The following is a 16,056-nucleotide window of genomic DNA, read 5'->3' on the forward strand; positions in this document are numbered from 1 at the left end:
TTGGCGTCTTACGGGGAGGAGAGGCATCATGGCTGAGCAGCTCGCGACCGGTTCGCGCCGCGGACTGCGGCCAGCCCTGCCGCTTCTGCTTCCCGCTTATCTGTGGCTGACGGTGGCGATCTTTCTGCCGCTGTCGGCCATGGTGTTCTTCTCCTTCATGACCGACCTGCCGCTGGCCGGGAAGGAATGGTCGTTCACGCTTGGCAACTACGCCGCCTTCTTCTCGCAAAGCCTTTATCTGACGCTTCTTCTGGCCTCGCTGCGGCTCGGGCTCGAGGTCACGCTTTGGTGCGTCGTCATCGGCTATCCGGCGGCTTACGTGCTGGCGAAGGTTCTTAAAGGCCGCAGCCGCGAGGCGATCTTCCTGCTGGTCATCCTGCCTTTCTGGTCGAACGGGCTGGTGCGCATCTTCTCCTGGGCCATGGTGCTGCGTGAGGGCGGCATTCTCGACACCACGCTCAATGCCGTCTTGCCGTTCAAGATCAATATCGATCTCATGTATTCCTACCCGGCGGTCATCATCGGCCTGGTGCACTCCTACGTGCCCTATATGGTGCTCACCTGTTACCTCACGCTGCAGGCGATCGACGACTCGCTGATCGAGGCGGGCCGCTCGCTCGGGGCTTCGCGGCTGCAGGTGCTCAAGCGGGTGATCATCCCGCTGTCGATGCCCGGCCTGATCGCGGGTGCGGCGCTGATCTTCGTGCCGGTCGTGGGTTCTTTCATGGAGCCGCGCATCCTCGGCGGCCGCACCGGCACTTTCTACGGCACCGTCATAGAGGACCAGTTTGTTGCCGTCTTCAACTGGCCGCTGGGCGCGGCGCTCTCCTTCATCCTGCTTGCCGTCGTGCTGGTCATCCTGGCGCTCGCGGCACCGGTCTTGCGGAGGGCCGGCTGATGGCGACGACGCGCATTCTGGAATGGGTCGGGCGCTTTTACATCTTCCTGTTGCTCGGCTTCCTCTATCTGCCGATCATCATCATGGCGCTGATGTCGTTCAACGCCTCGCCTTTTTACCAGCTGCCGTTCGAGTGGACGACGGACTGGTATGCTTCGCTCGCGCAAAACGACCAGCTGATCGCGGCGACCTGGAACAGCATCGAGATCGCGATCATCACGACCATTCTTTCAACGCTGCTTGGTTCGATGGCGTCGCTGGCGCTCTATCGCTACGAATTCCGCGGCAAGAAATTCCTGCAGGCGCTGCTGTTTCCGCCGATCGCCATCCCGTGGCTTATTACCGGCACCGCGATGCTGATCTTCTTCTTCGGCATCGGCATCGGCCGCGGGCTCATCGCGATCCTGCTCGGCCATGTCGCGCTGGCGCTGCCCTACGTCATCGTCGTCGTGTCCGCCCGCCTGCAGACCTTCGCGCCGGAGCTGGAAGAAGCGGCGCGTTCGCTCGGCGCCAATCAGTGGCAGGTTACCCTGCGCGTAACTTTGCCCTGGATCATGCCTGGCGTGATCGCCGGCGGACTGTTCGCATTCGCTGTCTCCTTCGACCAGTTCGTGGTCTCGTACTTCCTGTCGACGCCAGGCCAGACGACGCTGCCGGTCGAAATCTACGCCGCGATCCGCAAGGGATTCACGCCCGAGATCAACGCGGTGTCGACCATCATCATCGTGGTGTCGATGGCGCTCATGCTGCTGACGGCGCGCTTCTTCAAATTCGGCGGAGAGAAATAATGGCCGGCGTCCAGGTATCGAACGTCTCCCGCAGTTTCGGCGCGCACAAGGCGCTGGACCATGTCTCGATCGACTTTCCCGACGGTGGCTTCTATGCGCTGCTCGGGCCTTCGGGCAGCGGCAAGACCACGCTGCTCAGGCAGATCGCCGGCTTCGACTTTCCCGATACCGGCCGCATCGCCATCGGCGGCGAAAGCGTCGAGCGCGTGCCGGTAGAAAAGCGCCGCATCGGCATGGTGTTCCAGAACTATGCGCTGTTTCCCAATATGAGCGTCGCCGACAACGTCGCCTTCGGCCTTTCGGTGCGCGGCGAGCCGAAGGCGACGATCGCAACGGAAGTGCAGCGGGCGCTGGATCTTGTGCAACTCGGCAAGCTCGGCGGCCGCCGGCCGCACCAGCTCTCGGGCGGCCAGCGGCAGCGTGTGGCGCTGGCGCGCGCCATCGTCACCAAGCCGCGCGTGCTTTTGCTCGACGAGCCGCTCGGCGCGCTCGACAAGGCGCTGCGCGTCGACATGCAGATCGAGTTGAAGCGCATCCAGCGCGAGATCGGCATCACCACCATCTTCGTCACCCACGACCAGGAAGAGGCGCTGACGATGAGCGACCGCATCGGCATATTGCGCGACGGCAGGCTGGTGCAGGAAGGGCCGCCGGAGGAGATCTACGACCGGCCGCAAAGCGAGTTCGCCGCGACCTTCCTCGGCGACGCCAACATCTTTCGCGGCGATGCGACCGGCAACGGCATCAGGCTGCCCGACGGTACAGCAATCGCCGCTGCGTCGGGTGCGTCTCTCTCGGCCGGCGCCAAGGCGAGCTGCGCCGTGCGGCCCGAGCGCATCCAGATTTCAACCGGCTCTGCAACGTCCGAGGCGGGATATGCCAACACGGTCAGGGGCCAGGTTTCAAAACGCATCTTCGCCGGCAACAACAGCACCTATTTCGTCGACCGCGATGGACAGACGCTGAAGGTCATTGTCCAGAACACCGGCGCCGAGCGGCTGGCCGAAGGCCAAGAAGTGATGCTCAGCTGGTCGCCGGAGAGCACGGTGCTGATCGCCGCGTAAGCCGGATCCCCGGTCCCTGATGGGAAATGATGGCGCGGCCCTTGGCTGACCGCCTGATCCTGGCATTAAATCCAGTCCTCGACGGGAGGAATGGATGGCGAGCATGGATTTCGAGCCGGACGTGAAAGTCCGGGTCAAGGAGTACCGGATCGGCTGCATCGGCGCCGGCATGATCATGGCCGAGTGCCATCTCGCCGCCTACGCGCAAGCCGGCTTTCCGGTGGTGGCGATCGCCTCACGAACCAGGGCGAATGCCGAAAAGGTCGCCGGCCGCTGGGGCATTCCGACCGTCTGCGATACGCCGGAGCGGCTGATCGAAGACAACCGCGTCGAGATCGTCGACCTTGCCTTCCCGCCGGACCAGCAGCCCGCGCTGATCCGCCATGCACTGAACCAGCCGCACATCAAGGCGATTCTGGCGCAGAAGCCGCTGGCGCTCTCGGTCGACGAAGCGGTGAAGCTGCGCGACGAGGCGGCGGCCTCCGGCAAGATCCTCTCGGTCAACCAGAACATGCGCTACGACCAGTCGATGCGCGTCTTGAAGCAGATCATCGATAGCGGCGCGCTGGGCGAGATCGTCTTCGCCGAGATCGACATGCATGCCATCCCGCACTGGCAAACCTTCCTCGCCGGATATGACCGGCTGACGCTCGCCAATATGAGTGTGCACCACCTCGACGTGCTGCGCTTCCTGTTCGGCGACCCTGACGAAATCACGACGCTGACGCGCATGGATCCGCGCACCAAGTTCGAACATTCCGACGGCATCACCGTTTCGACGCTGCGCTTTCCCTCCGGCGTGCTCGCGGTGTCGCTGGAGGACGTCTGGTCCGGCCCGCGTCAGGAAGGCTATTCCGACGACCAGCACATCGACTGGCGCGTCGATGGCACCAAGGGTGTCGCCAAGGGCACGATCGGTTGGCCGAAGGGCGTCGCCTCGACGCTGACCTACGCCTCGACCGAGACGACCGGCGGCAAATGGATCAGCCCGAGCTGGGAGACGATGTGGTTTCCGCATGCCTTCATCGGCGTCATGGAGCAGCTGCAATATGCGCTCAAGACCGGCACGCCGCCGGCGCTTTCCGGTGCCGACAACGTCAACACCATGGCGCTGGTGGAGGCCGGTTACCGGTCGATGGCGGAGGGCCGCACCATCAGGCTGTCCGAAATCCCTGTCGACCAGGCCACTAAGAAACAGGGCAATTGAATCGCTTATCGGGAGGACTTCACCTCATGATGCAGGCAGGTATCTTCACAGGCTATTTTCCGTATGAGCTCGAGGAGGTCGCCAGGCGCATCCGGGCGCTCGATTTCAACACCGTGCAGCTCGACCTGCATTTCAAGGATATCGACCTCTCGGCCGGACAGATCACCAGGGACAAGGCGAGGCGGGTGCGCGATACGTTCCGCGACCACAACCTCCCGGTTTGCTGCGTGTCCGGCTACACGAACATCATCCACCCGGACAGGGCCGAGCGCGAGCGGCGGCTTGCCTACCTGAAGGAGCTCATCCGGAACGCACGCGATTTCGGCTCGCCTTACGTGATCTCGGAAACCGGCACCTACAACACCGAATCCGACTGGGTGCATCATCCGAAGAACAAGACCGAGGAGGGTTTTGAGGAGTGCCGCAAGGTGATCTCGGATCTTGCCCAGACCGCCTACGACCACGGCGCGGTGTTCCTGCTTGAAACCTACGTCAACAACGTTGTCGGCTCGGTCGAGGAGACGGTCAGGATGTTCGCTCAGGTCGATCATCCCGGCCTCGGCCTGTTGATGGACCCGACGAACTATTTCGAGGCGCACAACATCGACCGCATGGATCAGGTGCTGAACCAGGTGTTCGACACGCTGACGGACAAGATCAAAATCGCGCATGCCAAGGATGTGAAGCGTTCGGGCGGCGACAAGACGGAGAAGCATGCCGACATCGGCGACGCGGATGCGCATGAGGGGCTGACCTTCCGTGGCGTCGGCGAGATCGAACTGCCGGCGCCCGGGCTCGGCGCGCTGAATTACGATCTCTATCTCAAGCGTCTCAGCGAAAAGCACCCGAACATCCCGGTGATCATCGAGCATCTCGACGAGGAGGACGTGCCGCGCGCCAAGAAATTCCTCGACGGGAAACTCCGCGCCAACGGGCTTTAATGACGATGACGACCACCGGTACGAAGCGCGACTACAGCCTTGTCGGCGAGAGCACGCGGCTTGCGATAGAGACCGGACTTGCATCGGCCGAGTGGTACCACACCGACGTGCCGCGCAAGGTGATGAAGGAGCTGATGCAGCGTTGCGACGGGCCGGCGATCCGCGATAGCGTCATCTGGATCTCGGCGATCCTGGGCTCAGCCGCCGGTATTATCTGGTTCTGGGGCACGTGGTGGGTCGTGCCATTCATGTTCGTCTATGGCGTGCTCTATGGATCGTCGAGCGACTCGCGCTGGCACGAATGCGGGCACGGCACCGCGTTTCGCACGCGCTGGATGAACGATGTCGTTTATCACATCGCCTCGTTCATGCTGATGCGAAACCCGGTGCAGTGGCGCTGGAGCCATGCTCGTCACCACACCGACACCATCATTGTCGGCCGCGATGCCGAGATCGCCGTTATGCGGCCCCCGGACCTCATCAAGGCTGCGCTCGCCTTCACGGGCATTCTCGACTTCCGCTATTCGCTGCCCACGCTGGTGCGCCAGGCCTTCGGCAAGCTGTCGGACGACGAGAAGAGCTACATTCCGGAGATGGAGCAGCACAAGGCGGTGATCGCGGCGCGCTGGCACATAGCGGTATACGTCGCGACGATCGCTGTCGCGATCGCGCTTAGGTCATGGATACCGCTGGTGCTGATCGGCTTGCCGCGGCTCTACGGCACCTGGCACATGGTGACGACCGGCCTGCTGCAGCATATCGGACTGGCCGACAACGTCACCGACCATCGGCTCAACACGCGCACGGTTTATATGAACCCGATCAGCCGATTCATCTACTGGAACATGAACTACCATGTGGAGCATCACATGTTCCCGATGGTGCCCTATCATGCGCTGCCCAGGCTGCATGAGCTGATCAAGCACGATTTGCCGGAGCCGAACCCGTCGATGTGGCATGCCTATCGCGAGGTCTGGCCGGTGCTGGTCAGGCAGCTGAAATACGAGGACTATTACCTCAAGCGCGAATTGCCGCCGACGGCCAAGCCTTACCGCGGCGATTCCACGATCTCGACATAACGGCTGCGGCTGCCGAATAAGGTCGGTGCGCGCGGCAGTTGTGCGAACCCACAGGAGAAGGACGATGGCGGAGTGGGTCGAAGCTTGCGCGGTCGACGAGGTGGATGAGGAGGACGTGATCCGCTTCGACCATGGCGGCCGCACCTTCGCGGTCTACCGCTCGCCTGACGACGAGTTCTTCGCCACCGACGGTTTCTGCACGCATGAAAAGGCGCATTTGGCCGACGGGCTGGTGATGGACGACATCATCGAATGCCCGAAGCATGATGGCCGCTTCAACTATAAGACCGGCCAGGCCAAGGGCGCGCCGGTCTGCTTCAACCTCAAAACCTATCCGGTCAAGGTCGAGGCCGGGAAGGTGATGATCGATATCGGCTGAAGGCAAGCGGAGCGCATCGCGGCGTTCTCGGAAAATGTCGGCGACGTCAACAGCGGCGCCTATCCGGAAGACCGGCACATCGTGCATATGGATCCAGACGAGCTCAGGCGTTTCATGAAGAAAGTGGACGCAAGAGCCTGAACGGGCACTGCGATGGGTCTGCCTGGTTCGCCGCCAAGTGCGGCAGGTATTGGGCCGGCCTCGCGGCCCGAGCCGGTAAGCTTTCGTCGAGAGATCGGCGCCTATTTCCGTGCCTTGACCACGCCCATCAGGACCTCCGGATAGGTTGCGGCCATCATCCCCTGGTCGGCCTGCGCGGCAAAGATGGCGGTGCACCGTTCGGCGTTGAAGCGGAAACGGCGTCTGTATTTTTCCTTATTGAGAATAATCCCGGAGAGGCCGTCGAATTTGCGGAGCAATCGCTTGCGCAGACCTCTCGTCCAGAGCGGACGCTTGAACCGATCGAGCCAGGGCGTATCTTTCGCCAGGTTGCGATAGATCGCCATCGCGGCGAGTTCCACTCCTTCAGGGCTTGGCCACCACGGCTTTCCGAAGGTGAAATGACGCGCGAAGGCTCTACTGAAGGGTATCTGGCTGGAATAGTTGGTCTGCAGATTCCAGAGCGGATGCATCGTTTGCCAGCGTCCGGCAAACGCTATGTTGAGCGCTCCCTGATCGAGCTTCGGTACCCGCCGCAGCGCCAGTTCGCGCGCCCGCTCCAAGAGCCCCTCGGCGCGGATCATTGGCATGTTCAGCACCAGTATGCCGGCGTTGAAATGCGATGAGCCGGGCTCCATCTCAAGAGACTCACGGCAGCTCGGATCGAAATAGGTCTGTTCGTCATGGGCCGCCAAGAGTGGGGCATTCAGTTCAACATCGGCCAAGTCGGTGATCGACCGGTTGAAGATAACGTCAGTGTCCACATAGACGAGCCTGTCGTAAGGCTCGAATACCGCCAGCTTGTCGGCAAGCAGGCGAATGTAGGTTGCTACGCTGAGGTGACCGGGATCGAAATCGAATTCCTTCATGAGATCGGACACGTCGACGATCTTGACGGCAGCGCCGAGCAATCGGTCCGCGACCGGCAAATCCTCAGTTCCGGCGGCCATATGAAGGATGAAACCGTCGATAGGCGCAGATACGTCCAGTATGCGCCGCGCGCCCAGAACGGCGTATGGGAAATTTTTCGCGTCTGCCGCCAAGACGAAGCAGGAACGATGCAATTGAGCCACCCCTTATATGCCCTTGGCTCTTCATATCCGAACTCATCGTGCAACCCAAGAGGGTGCCGAGGGGTGCGGCCGGCGGGCCCATAAGCGGCGGAGCCCGGCCATCCGATTCGGGGCGAGCGGCCAGTTGGCTTGAGGGTTGGCTTGGGCGGGTGGTGATCTCGATCTGTCGTTGGTGGTCCGCAACGATGCGGTGCCCTGATCTCGTCTAATCGAGCAGTATCTGGTGCACCGCAGGGAGCCAATACCCGTCGGCGAGCACCGCGTGGAGCGCATCGGCATGGGATCCGAGCGGCCGGTCTTCCTTGAGCGTCGGCACATGGGCGCGGACGGCCGCGTGGATCGCGCTGGTGGCCGGTGCAAGAATGAGCCCTTCGCGAAGATCGACGGCCTGTGCGGCGGCCATAAGCTCCAGGGCGATCAGCCGCCGCCACAGTACGATCATCTCGACGCATTTGGCGACGGCGAGGGGAGTCTGCGTCGCATGATCCTCGACACCCTCGGACACGGGCAGGAAGTCGAGCATCACCGGATTGGCCTTGTGGCGGATGGCGGCCAGGATCGCCGTCACCGTCTTCTGCAGCGGCACGAAGCCGGCGGACGCGCCGCCGATTGGCGACAGGTATTTCGGCAAGCCGTGGCGGGTTGAGCCGGTGAGCTGGATGAAGCGCGCGGCCGACGCCGCCGCGCATTGCGCAACTGCCAGACCTAGCGTCTCGAAGGCCAGCGACAGCGAGGCGGTGTGGAAATTTCCGGTCGACAGCACGAGTGAATCATCGGCGAGCACCAGCGGGTTGTCGGCGGACGCGTTGAGCTCGATCTCGACGGCGAGCCGGGCATGGTCGATCGCCTGGATGAGCGCGCCGTGGATCGAGGGCATGCAGCGGATCGACAGCGGGTCCTGAAGGGTGGTCGGCGCGGGCGTCCCGTCGCGGGTGAGCAGGTCGCGCAACGCCTTTGCCGCTACCTGCTGGCAGGCGGCTGGACGCGCCAGATGCAGGCGCGGGTCAAGGATGGTGCGGTTGGCCCCGAACGCTTCCATGGTGAGCGCGCCGGCCTGCTCCTGCTGTTCGAGTGCCGACAGCGCGTCGACGAGCGCCAGCGCGCCGGCGCCGGTGGAAACCGCGGAAGCGTTGATCAGCGACAGACCATCCTTCGGTGCCAGGCTGACCGGCGCAAGCCGCGCCATCATCAGCGCCTTTGCCGAAGGCATGCGCCTGCCCTGATAGTCTGCATCGCCTTCGCCGATCAGCGTGTGGGCTATCGCGGTCATCAGCACCAGGTCGCCGGCGCCGATCGAGCCCAGCGACGGCATCACCGGATGGATGCCAGCGTTGAGCAGATCGACAAGCGCGGTGAGGACATGCGGCGACAGGCCGGAGCCGCCGGCGGAAAGCATGGCGATGCGGGCAAACATTGCGGCGCGCACGAGCTGGGCGGGCAATGGGTTTCCCACCGCAGCTCCGCGTCCGTCGAGAAGCTGGCGCTGGAAGGCACCGGCATCGCCTTCGACAGCGGCGCCGAGATTGGCGCCCAGCCCGGTGTTCAGCCCATAGATCTGCTGGCCGCCGGCAGCGGCGTCATCGAGGACCTGGCGGGCCTTGCCGAGTTTCTCGATGACCGCCGGCGTGATCTCGACCTTGCCTGCACTGCGCGCCACGGCGGCCACGTCCTCGATGCTGACGCCGGCGCCGGTGAGAACGAGCGGGGTCATGCGAAACGCAGCCTCTGGCCGATGCCTTGTTCCGCGGCTTTGGCCAGCATCGCCTTGCCGAGCGCGATGTCGGAGAGCGACAGACCCCGATGCCAGAACAGGATCGTCTCGCCGTCGCTTTGCCGGCCCGCTTTGTGCCCGGCAGCGATCTGGCCGAGCTCGGCATGCAGCGTCGCCTCGCTCAGCCGTCCCGTCTCGACATGGGCGCGTAGCGAGCCGAACTTGCCGCCCTTGCACTGACCCCAGTCGTCGACGACGATCTTTTGCATGATGTCGGTAAGCGAAAGCTCCACCGCGCTCATTGTGCCGTAGGGCACGACCAGCGCGCCGCGCTTGATCCAGGCGGTCTTGAGCAGGGGTTGCGGTTCCGGCAGCCGCGAGGCCTCGACAACGATGTCGGCGCCTTCCACGCAGCTCTTCCAGTCGGCAACGGCGATAACCGGCTTGCCGAGGTCGGCGGCAAGCTTCGCGGCGAAAGCATCGCGGCTTTCGGGGCGGCGCGAATGTACGCGGATCTCGTCGAAGTCGAACAGGTGATCGAGCAGTCGCACGTTCCAATAGGCGGTGCCGCGCGCGCCGATATGACCGAGCACCCTGGATGATTTCTTCGCCAGATGCTTGGCGCCGATGGCGGTGACCGCGCCGGTGCGCATATCGGTGATGACGGTGGCGTCGAGGATGGCGCGTGGCGCGCCGGTGCGCGGGTCGAACAGGTTGAGTATGCCGAATTCGGACGGCAGGGAGTGCAGGTAGTTGTCGGCATAATCGCCGACGATCTTGACGCCGGCCGCATCGAGCGGCGCCACATAGCCGCGCAGCACGTTGAAATGACCGCGGAAGGACGGATCCGGCTCGAGATGGACGCGCGGCTCGATCACCGTCTGGCCCTTGCCCTGAGCGACGAGCCCGGCTTCAACGGCGCCGATGATCTCGGCATCGCTCAGGCCAAGGGCTTCAATGTCGAGAGCATTGAGGTAGTCGATATAGATCGGCTTCATGCATTTCCCTCGTCCGGCCCGCGCTCATCCATAACAGGCGGCGGGCCGACACGAAAGTTTGTTGGATAAGCTCTGGACTGGTTCAGCCTTATGCTGTTCAACCGGCGCGTCATGACCAGCATCCCCGACAATGAAGCCGTATCCCAGCTCGTGCCGACGGCGGCGCGCCAGGCGCGGCGCGTCGCGCTGATCGTTGCCGTCGCCTTCTTCATGCAGTTGCTGGATTCGACGATCATCTCGACGTCGCTACCGCAGATGGGGCAGTCATTCGGCGTGCCGGCAGTGGCGATGAGCATCGGCATCACCGCTTACATGTTGACCATGGCGGTGTTCGTGCCGTTGTCGGCCTGGCTTGCCGACCGGTTTGGCGCGCGCAACATTTTCCTCGTCGCGATCGGGCTGTTCACGCTGGCGTCGATCGCCTGCGGCTACTCACAGAGCCTGACGCAATTCGTTGCCGCCCGCATCGTTCAGGGCCTCGGCAGCGCCTTGATGACGCCGGTCGGCCGCATCCTGGTGCTGCGCAACGCCGCCAAGTCCGAATTGCTTGCCGCCACGGCGCTGATCACCTGGCCGGCCTTGTTCGCGCCGGTGATCGGGCCGATGCTCGGCGGCTTCATCACCACCTATCTGTCCTGGCACTGGAACTTCTTCATCAACGTTCCGCTCGGCCTCGCCGGGCTGCTGCTTGTCGCGCGCTTCGTTCCGGGCGATCGCGAATCCGAGACCAAGCCGCTCGACTGGCCGGGATTCTTCCTCACCGCGCTCGGCCTCGCCGCGATGCTCTATGGGCTGGAACGGCTTGCGCATCCCGAGGATGGCATGCTGCCGACAGCGGGCCTGGTTGCCGCCGGCGTCGCGGTCGGCTGGTTCGCCGTGCGGCACGTGCGGCGGGTGACGCATCCGCTGCTCGACCTGTCCCCCTTCAAAGTGCCGACCTTCGCCATCTCGACGCTCTCGGCGGGCACGATCTTTCGCGTCGCCATCAATGCCACGCCGTTCCTGCTGCCGCTGCTCTTCCAGGTGGGCTTCGGCATGCGGCCGGTGGACGCCGGCCTTCTGATCCTGGCCTACTTCCTCGGCAACCTCGGGATGAAAGCGGTGACCACGCCGACGCTCAGGCTTTTTGGCTTCCGCCGGGTGCTGGTGGTCAACGGGGTGATTGCCTCGCTTGCAATCGCGGCGTGCGGCGTGATTTCGCCCAAGACGCCGCTGGCACTTGTCGTGACGTTGATGCTGGTCGCCGGTCTGACGCGCTCGATGCAGTTCACGGCGCTCAACACGCTTGCCTTCGCGGATATCGGCGCGCCGCAGCGCAGCTCGGCCGCGACTTTGTCCAGTATGCTGCAGCAGGTAGCGATGCTGTTTGGCGTGGCCGTGGCCGCGGCGATCCTCAACCTGTCGCAGATCGTGCGCAGCGGCGCGGCGCCCAACCTGATGGACTTCAGGATCGCCTTTTTCGCGATCGGCCTGCTCGGGCTGGTGGCAGCGATGCGTTTCCTGATCCTGCCGGCCCATGCGGGGGCCGAGGTTTCCGGTCACGCCCAAAAAAGCGATGTCGAACGTGTCTGACGCGCATATTCCCAGCGCGGTTTGGCCGAAGAGTGTCTTGCAGCAGCTGAATAGCAAAAAGCGCGGAATCCATAATCGGTGACGGCGATGCGGATACCGGTCGATGAGCAGTTCGAGTGAAGTGAACGGCGGCTTCGTGGGATGTGCCGTCTAAGCGCCACTTGTTCTGGCTAAAAATGTAAGCGCAGTCGCCGCCAAGTTTTAAGAAATTGACCCTAGGCTGCTACGGAGGATGCTAGGGGCCGACAATGTCAGCGATACTCAATAGAAGCGTTCTTCTGGCGATGGCAGTCGCTGTGCTGACTGTAGTGGGCTTCTGGCTGTGGACCGAACGCGAGCAGCCAGCACGACTTCCGACCTTTGGCGGCAGTGTCGCGAAATCGCTTGACGAAGGGATCGCACGCTACGGTGCCGAGGGTTTTCGCAAAAAGAACGAACAGGAATTTCGGGACGCTCTAGAAAACTTTCAAAAGAACGGACCTAAAGCACCCGCTACGCCGCAATAGATGCGGCTTCATTGGTATGTTTGGCAAAGTTTTCACACCAGCCGATATACTTTCTCCGCCGTGTTCCAGAGAATATCCGCTCCCGCCGCCGCCCGTGCTTGGCCACCGCCACACGGTGCGCCTTGATCAACTCCGTGTGGCTGGTCCACAACTTTTCGATCGGGGAAATGCGCTCGCAGACATTGGCCTTTATCAGCTGGATTGCCTTGCGGACGCAGAAATCCAGCATCGTGTTGATGCGAGCGCGCGCCGCCTGCGGCGCCGACGCATCGGCGGGCGTCGAGCATGCTGTCGATGAAGCGCTCGATCTCGTAGTTGGCGACGTCGTCGATGCTCTCATTGTCGGTCGGTGATCGTCAGTCGCTGCGCCGGAAGTTGCGGATGCGGTCGAACAGCACCGCCAGGATGATCGCGCCCCCGATGAAAGTGCCTTGCCAAAAGGCATTGATGCCAAGCAGGCCGAGGCTGTTGCGGATGACCTCGATCAGGGCGGCGCCGACGATGGCGCCGAACGCGGTGCCGACGCCGCCGGCGAGGTCGGCGCCGCCGATGACGGTCGCGGCAATCACCTGCAACTCCATACCGTTGCCGAGATTGGTGGTGACAGCGCCTAGCCAGCCGGTCTGGATGATGCCGGCCAGACCCGCCGAGAGCGCTGAGATCATGTAGACTGCGACCTTGATCTGGCGCACCGGAACACCGGTCAGCGTGGCCGCATGCTCATTGCCGCCGATGGCGAAGATATGCCGGCCGAACTTGGTCCAGCGCAGGATGAAGCCGGTGATCAACGCCAAAAGGATCATGTAAAGCACCGGATTGGCAATGCCGAACACCCAGGCGCCGCCGCCCAGCGCCAGAAGCTTGTCGTGGTCCGGCCCGAACTGGAAGACGACGGTGTTGTTGGAGGCGACCATGGCGAGGCTGCGCGCCACCGACAGCATGCCGAGCGTCACCACGAAGGGTGGGAAACCGAGATAGGCGATGAGCACCCCGTTGAAGGCGCCGATGGCTAAAGCGGTGACGATCGAGGCCAGGATGCCGATTTCGATCGAATAGCCGGCATGCATGGTGACGGCCAGCACCATCGAGCACAGGCACAGCACCGAGCCGACCGACAGGTCGATGCCGCCGGTGATGATGACGAAAGTCATGCCGAGCGCCACGATGGCGACGAAGGTGATGTTGCGGGTGATGTTGAAGAGGTTCTTCTGCGTGGCGAAAGCGTCGGTCGCGAAGGACAGGAACAGGCAGGCGAGGATAACCGCGATCACCACCCAGAAGGTCTGGTTGGCAAAGAGCCGTGAGAAGAATGTGTGCTGCTTCTGCGCGATCGTCTGGTCAAGGGTGACTGCCATTATCGACCTTTCCTGAGGCGTTGGACGCCCGATCCACGCGATTACGCAACCTGTTCGATGGCGCCGGTGATCAGCCCGGTGACTTCTTCCGGCGAGCTCGAGGCGATCTTCTTGTCGGCGACTTTCCTGCCGCGCCGCATAACGATGACGCGGTCGGCGACATCGAAGACGTCGGGCATGCGGTGGCTGATCAGCACGACGGCGATGCCCTGGTCGCGCAAGTGGCGGATCAGGTTCAGTACCTCCGCGACCTGCCTGACCGAGATCGCCGCCGTCGGCTCGTCCATCAGCACGATCTTGGCTTGCGACAGCATGGTGCGGGCGATCGCCACCGCCTGGCGCTGGCCGCCGGACATCTGCTTGACGAGGTCGCGCGGCCGCGTCTCGGATTTCAGTTCGGCAAAGAGCTGGCCGGCGCGCTTGTACATCGCGGCGTAGTCGAGAATGCGGAAGGGGCCGATGCCGCGGCGCAGTTCCCGGCCGAGATAGACATTGGCGGCGGCCGTCAGATTGTTGCAAAGCGCCAGGTCCTGATGAACGATCTCGATGCCGTGCTGGCGGGCCTCGGCCGGCTTGTGCAGGATCAGCTCCTTGCCGTCCATGTGCATCGTGCCGTGACTGGGGCGGAAATTGCCGGCGATCATCTTGACCAGCGTCGACTTGCCGGCGCCGTTGTCGCCCATCAGGCCGACGACCTCGCCGGCCTCGAGCGTGAACGAGACGTCGTTCACCGCCTGGATGGCGCCGAAATGCTTCGAGATGTTGGCAAGTTCGAGAACTGACACCAGCCTTAAGCCTCCCCGTTTTCGTCCCTCGACTGCCTTGCCATAATTGCCGGCGCCGCAGGGGCCTCGCGCCTCCAACTCCTCCCGAGCAGGTGCGATAGACTCATTTAGGCAAATGCGGCCATGGGCGTCAATCAATTGTCGGGCGATTAATTTCGAGTCCCGTCGAAAAATCGGTTTTGTAGGACAAATAGCAATTGACGTTGGCAGCGAGCCGTTATTAGCTAGCATTGGAGGAAGAATTTTTCCGTCGCGAAATCGCTGCTCGGCGTGACGCGATGGGCAAGATTCAGGATCCGGCCGGCGCCCATTCGAGCTGGAACGGATCGGCAAATGCTTGTCGGCCTGGCTTGAGACACGAACTTTCGAGCCTATTCCGCGTGTTGCTTGCATCCGGGCCGATCGGTGTGGCGGGCACGTCGTGTCCGTCTGTTTTCAAGGGAGGACTGATATGAGGAAATCACTTTTGCTCGCCGCCGTCGCCGCCATGGCGCTGGGCGCCGGGCCGGCTTTGGCCAAGAAACAGCTCGTCATTGTCGTAAAGGGCCTCGACAACCCGTTCTTCGAAGCCATCCATCAGGGCTGCGAGAAGTGGAACAAGGAGAACGCAAGCTCCGAATATGAATGCTTCTACACCGGCCCGGCATCGACCTCGGACGAGGCCGGCGAAGCCCAGATCGTGCAGGACATGCTGAGCAAGCCGGACACGGCCGCAATGGCGATCTCGCCGTCCAACGCGCCGCTGATCGCGCAGACGATCAAGAGCGCCAATCCGTCGATCCCGATCATGACGGTCGATGCCGATCTCGCCAAAGAAGACGCCGCGCTTCGCAAGACCTATCTCGGCACCGACAATTATCTGATGGGCAAGCGGATCGGCGAATACATCAAGAAGGCCAAGCCGAATGGCGGCACGATCTGCACGATCGAGGGCAATCCGGCCGCCGACAACATCCTGCGCCGCGCGCAGGGCATGCGCGATGCGCTGTCGGGCAAGGAAGGCCTGCCGGCGCTCGCCGGCGAAGGCGGCTGGACGGAAGTGGCGGGTTGCCCGGTGTTCACCAATGACGACGGCGCCAAGGGCGTGCAGGCGATGACAGACATCCTGGCCGCCAATCCGAAGCTCGACGCTTTCGGCATCATGGGCGGCTGGCCGCTGTTCGGCGCTCCGCAGCCCTATCGCGACCTGTTCAAGCCGATGGCCGACAAGATCGCCAAGAACGAGTTCGTCATCGGCGCCGCCGACACGATCGGCGACGAGGTGGCGATCGCCAGGGAAGGCCTTGTGACCGCACTGGTCGGCCAGCGGCCGTTCGAAATGGGCTACAAGGCGCCGTCGGTGATGCTTGACCTCATCCAGGGCAAGAAGGTCGACGATCCGGTCTTCACCGGGCTCGACGAATGCACCAAGGATACGGTCGACACCTGCATCCAGAAGTAGGCTTCGATCCCCGGGGCGCCCTTCGAAGGGCGCCCCTCCACTTTCGCTAGGACTATGGACGCGGCCTTGCCGGGGCGGCGGAGCCAAGAGTTTTGCGCCC

General features: G+C 63.1%; 14 protein-coding genes and 3 pseudogenes. 11 read left to right on the top strand and 6 right to left on the bottom strand.

The window, feature by feature from the left end:
• The first annotated feature begins 28 nt into the window (after window positions 1-28).
• The 8 genes and pseudogenes from CK218_RS26725 to CK218_RS31505 all read left to right on the top strand — a co-directional run.
• Entirely contained in the window at window positions 29-898 is an 870-nt protein-coding gene (locus tag CK218_RS26725; RefSeq protein ID WP_066992233.1) for an ABC transporter permease, read from the top strand.
• The gene (locus CK218_RS26730) at window positions 898-1,686 is read left to right on the top strand and encodes an ABC transporter permease (RefSeq protein ID WP_095829435.1); all 789 of its coding nucleotides are present in this window, start codon (window positions 898-900) and stop codon (window positions 1,684-1,686) included. The genes CK218_RS26725 and CK218_RS26730 overlap by 1 nt, the downstream gene beginning before the upstream one ends.
• Window positions 1,686-2,750 (top strand): ABC transporter ATP-binding protein, encoded by a 1,065-nt coding sequence (locus CK218_RS26735; RefSeq protein WP_095829436.1) that lies wholly within the window; start codon window positions 1,686-1,688, stop codon window positions 2,748-2,750. The genes CK218_RS26730 and CK218_RS26735 overlap by 1 nt, the downstream gene beginning before the upstream one ends.
• Before the next feature lie 94 nt (window positions 2,751-2,844).
• Window positions 2,845-3,957: a Gfo/Idh/MocA family oxidoreductase gene (locus tag CK218_RS26740; protein WP_095829437.1), complete on the top strand. Its 1,113-nt coding sequence runs from the start codon at window positions 2,845-2,847 to the stop codon at window positions 3,955-3,957.
• Window positions 3,958-3,983: 26 nt separating this feature from the next.
• Window positions 3,984-4,898, top strand: a complete 915-nt coding sequence (locus CK218_RS26745) for a sugar phosphate isomerase/epimerase (RefSeq protein WP_095829438.1) — start codon at window positions 3,984-3,986, stop codon at window positions 4,896-4,898.
• Between the two features lie 5 nt (window positions 4,899-4,903).
• Window positions 4,904-5,997 (top strand): annotated as a pseudogene (locus CK218_RS26750) (fatty acid desaturase family protein).
• Window positions 5,998-6,041: 44 nt separating this feature from the next.
• Complete coding sequence (locus CK218_RS26755; RefSeq protein ID WP_095829440.1) at window positions 6,042-6,356, top strand: MocE family 2Fe-2S type ferredoxin; 315 nt, start codon at window positions 6,042-6,044, stop codon at window positions 6,354-6,356.
• A gap of 3 nt (window positions 6,357-6,359) precedes the next feature.
• Window positions 6,360-6,497 (top strand): annotated as a pseudogene (locus tag CK218_RS31505) (3-methyl-2-oxobutanoate hydroxymethyltransferase); the annotation flags it as partial.
• 101 nt (window positions 6,498-6,598) lie between these two features.
• On the opposite strand, the gene CK218_RS26765 reads toward CK218_RS31505, so the two are convergent.
• From CK218_RS26765 to CK218_RS26775, 3 genes are all read right to left on the bottom strand, one after another.
• Window positions 6,599-7,588: a glycosyltransferase gene (locus CK218_RS26765; RefSeq protein ID WP_143749709.1), complete on the bottom strand. Its 990-nt coding sequence runs from the start codon at window positions 7,586-7,588 to the stop codon at window positions 6,599-6,601.
• Window positions 7,589-7,793: 205 nt separating this feature from the next.
• The gene (gene hutH / locus CK218_RS26770; protein WP_095829442.1) at window positions 7,794-9,299 is read right to left on the bottom strand and encodes a histidine ammonia-lyase; all 1,506 of its coding nucleotides are present in this window, start codon (window positions 9,297-9,299) and stop codon (window positions 7,794-7,796) included.
• Window positions 9,296-10,297 carry an ornithine cyclodeaminase family protein gene (locus CK218_RS26775; RefSeq protein ID WP_095829443.1) on the bottom strand — a complete coding sequence of 334 codons (1,002 nt, stop codon included), beginning with the start codon at window positions 10,295-10,297 and terminating at the stop codon, window positions 9,296-9,298. Before CK218_RS26775 ends, hutH begins: the two co-directional genes overlap by 4 nt.
• Before the next feature lie 111 nt (window positions 10,298-10,408).
• Here CK218_RS26775 and CK218_RS26780 point away from each other — a divergent pair, with 111 nt between their 5' ends.
• Window positions 10,409-11,869, top strand: coding sequence for an MFS transporter (locus CK218_RS26780; RefSeq protein WP_095829465.1), 1,461 nt, complete (start codon window positions 10,409-10,411; stop codon window positions 11,867-11,869).
• A 248-nt stretch (window positions 11,870-12,117) separates the two neighbouring features.
• Window positions 12,118-12,375, top strand: coding sequence for a hypothetical protein (locus tag CK218_RS26785; protein ID WP_095829444.1), 258 nt, complete (start codon window positions 12,118-12,120; stop codon window positions 12,373-12,375).
• Window positions 12,376-12,407: 32 nt separating this feature from the next.
• Here the strand turns inward: CK218_RS26785 and CK218_RS31230 are convergent.
• The 3 genes and pseudogenes from CK218_RS31230 to CK218_RS26805 all read right to left on the bottom strand — a co-directional run.
• A pseudogene (locus CK218_RS31230) lies at window positions 12,408-12,722 on the bottom strand (AraC family transcriptional regulator); the annotation flags it as partial.
• Between the two features lie 9 nt (window positions 12,723-12,731).
• Entirely contained in the window at window positions 12,732-13,730 is a 999-nt protein-coding gene (locus CK218_RS26800; protein WP_066992267.1) for an ABC transporter permease, read from the bottom strand.
• Window positions 13,731-13,771: 41 nt separating this feature from the next.
• Complete coding sequence (locus tag CK218_RS26805) at window positions 13,772-14,515, bottom strand: ATP-binding cassette domain-containing protein (RefSeq protein WP_066992363.1); 744 nt, start codon at window positions 14,513-14,515, stop codon at window positions 13,772-13,774.
• Between the two features lie 451 nt (window positions 14,516-14,966).
• On the opposite strand from CK218_RS26805, the gene CK218_RS26810 reads away from it, so the two are divergent.
• Entirely contained in the window at window positions 14,967-15,956 is a 990-nt protein-coding gene (locus CK218_RS26810) for a sugar-binding protein (RefSeq protein WP_066992270.1), read from the top strand.
• Window positions 15,957-16,056 lie beyond the last annotated feature (100 nt).

The sequence above is a fragment of the Mesorhizobium sp. WSM3879 genome, assembly GCF_002294915.1.
GTDB lineage: Bacteria > Pseudomonadota > Alphaproteobacteria > Rhizobiales > Rhizobiaceae > Mesorhizobium.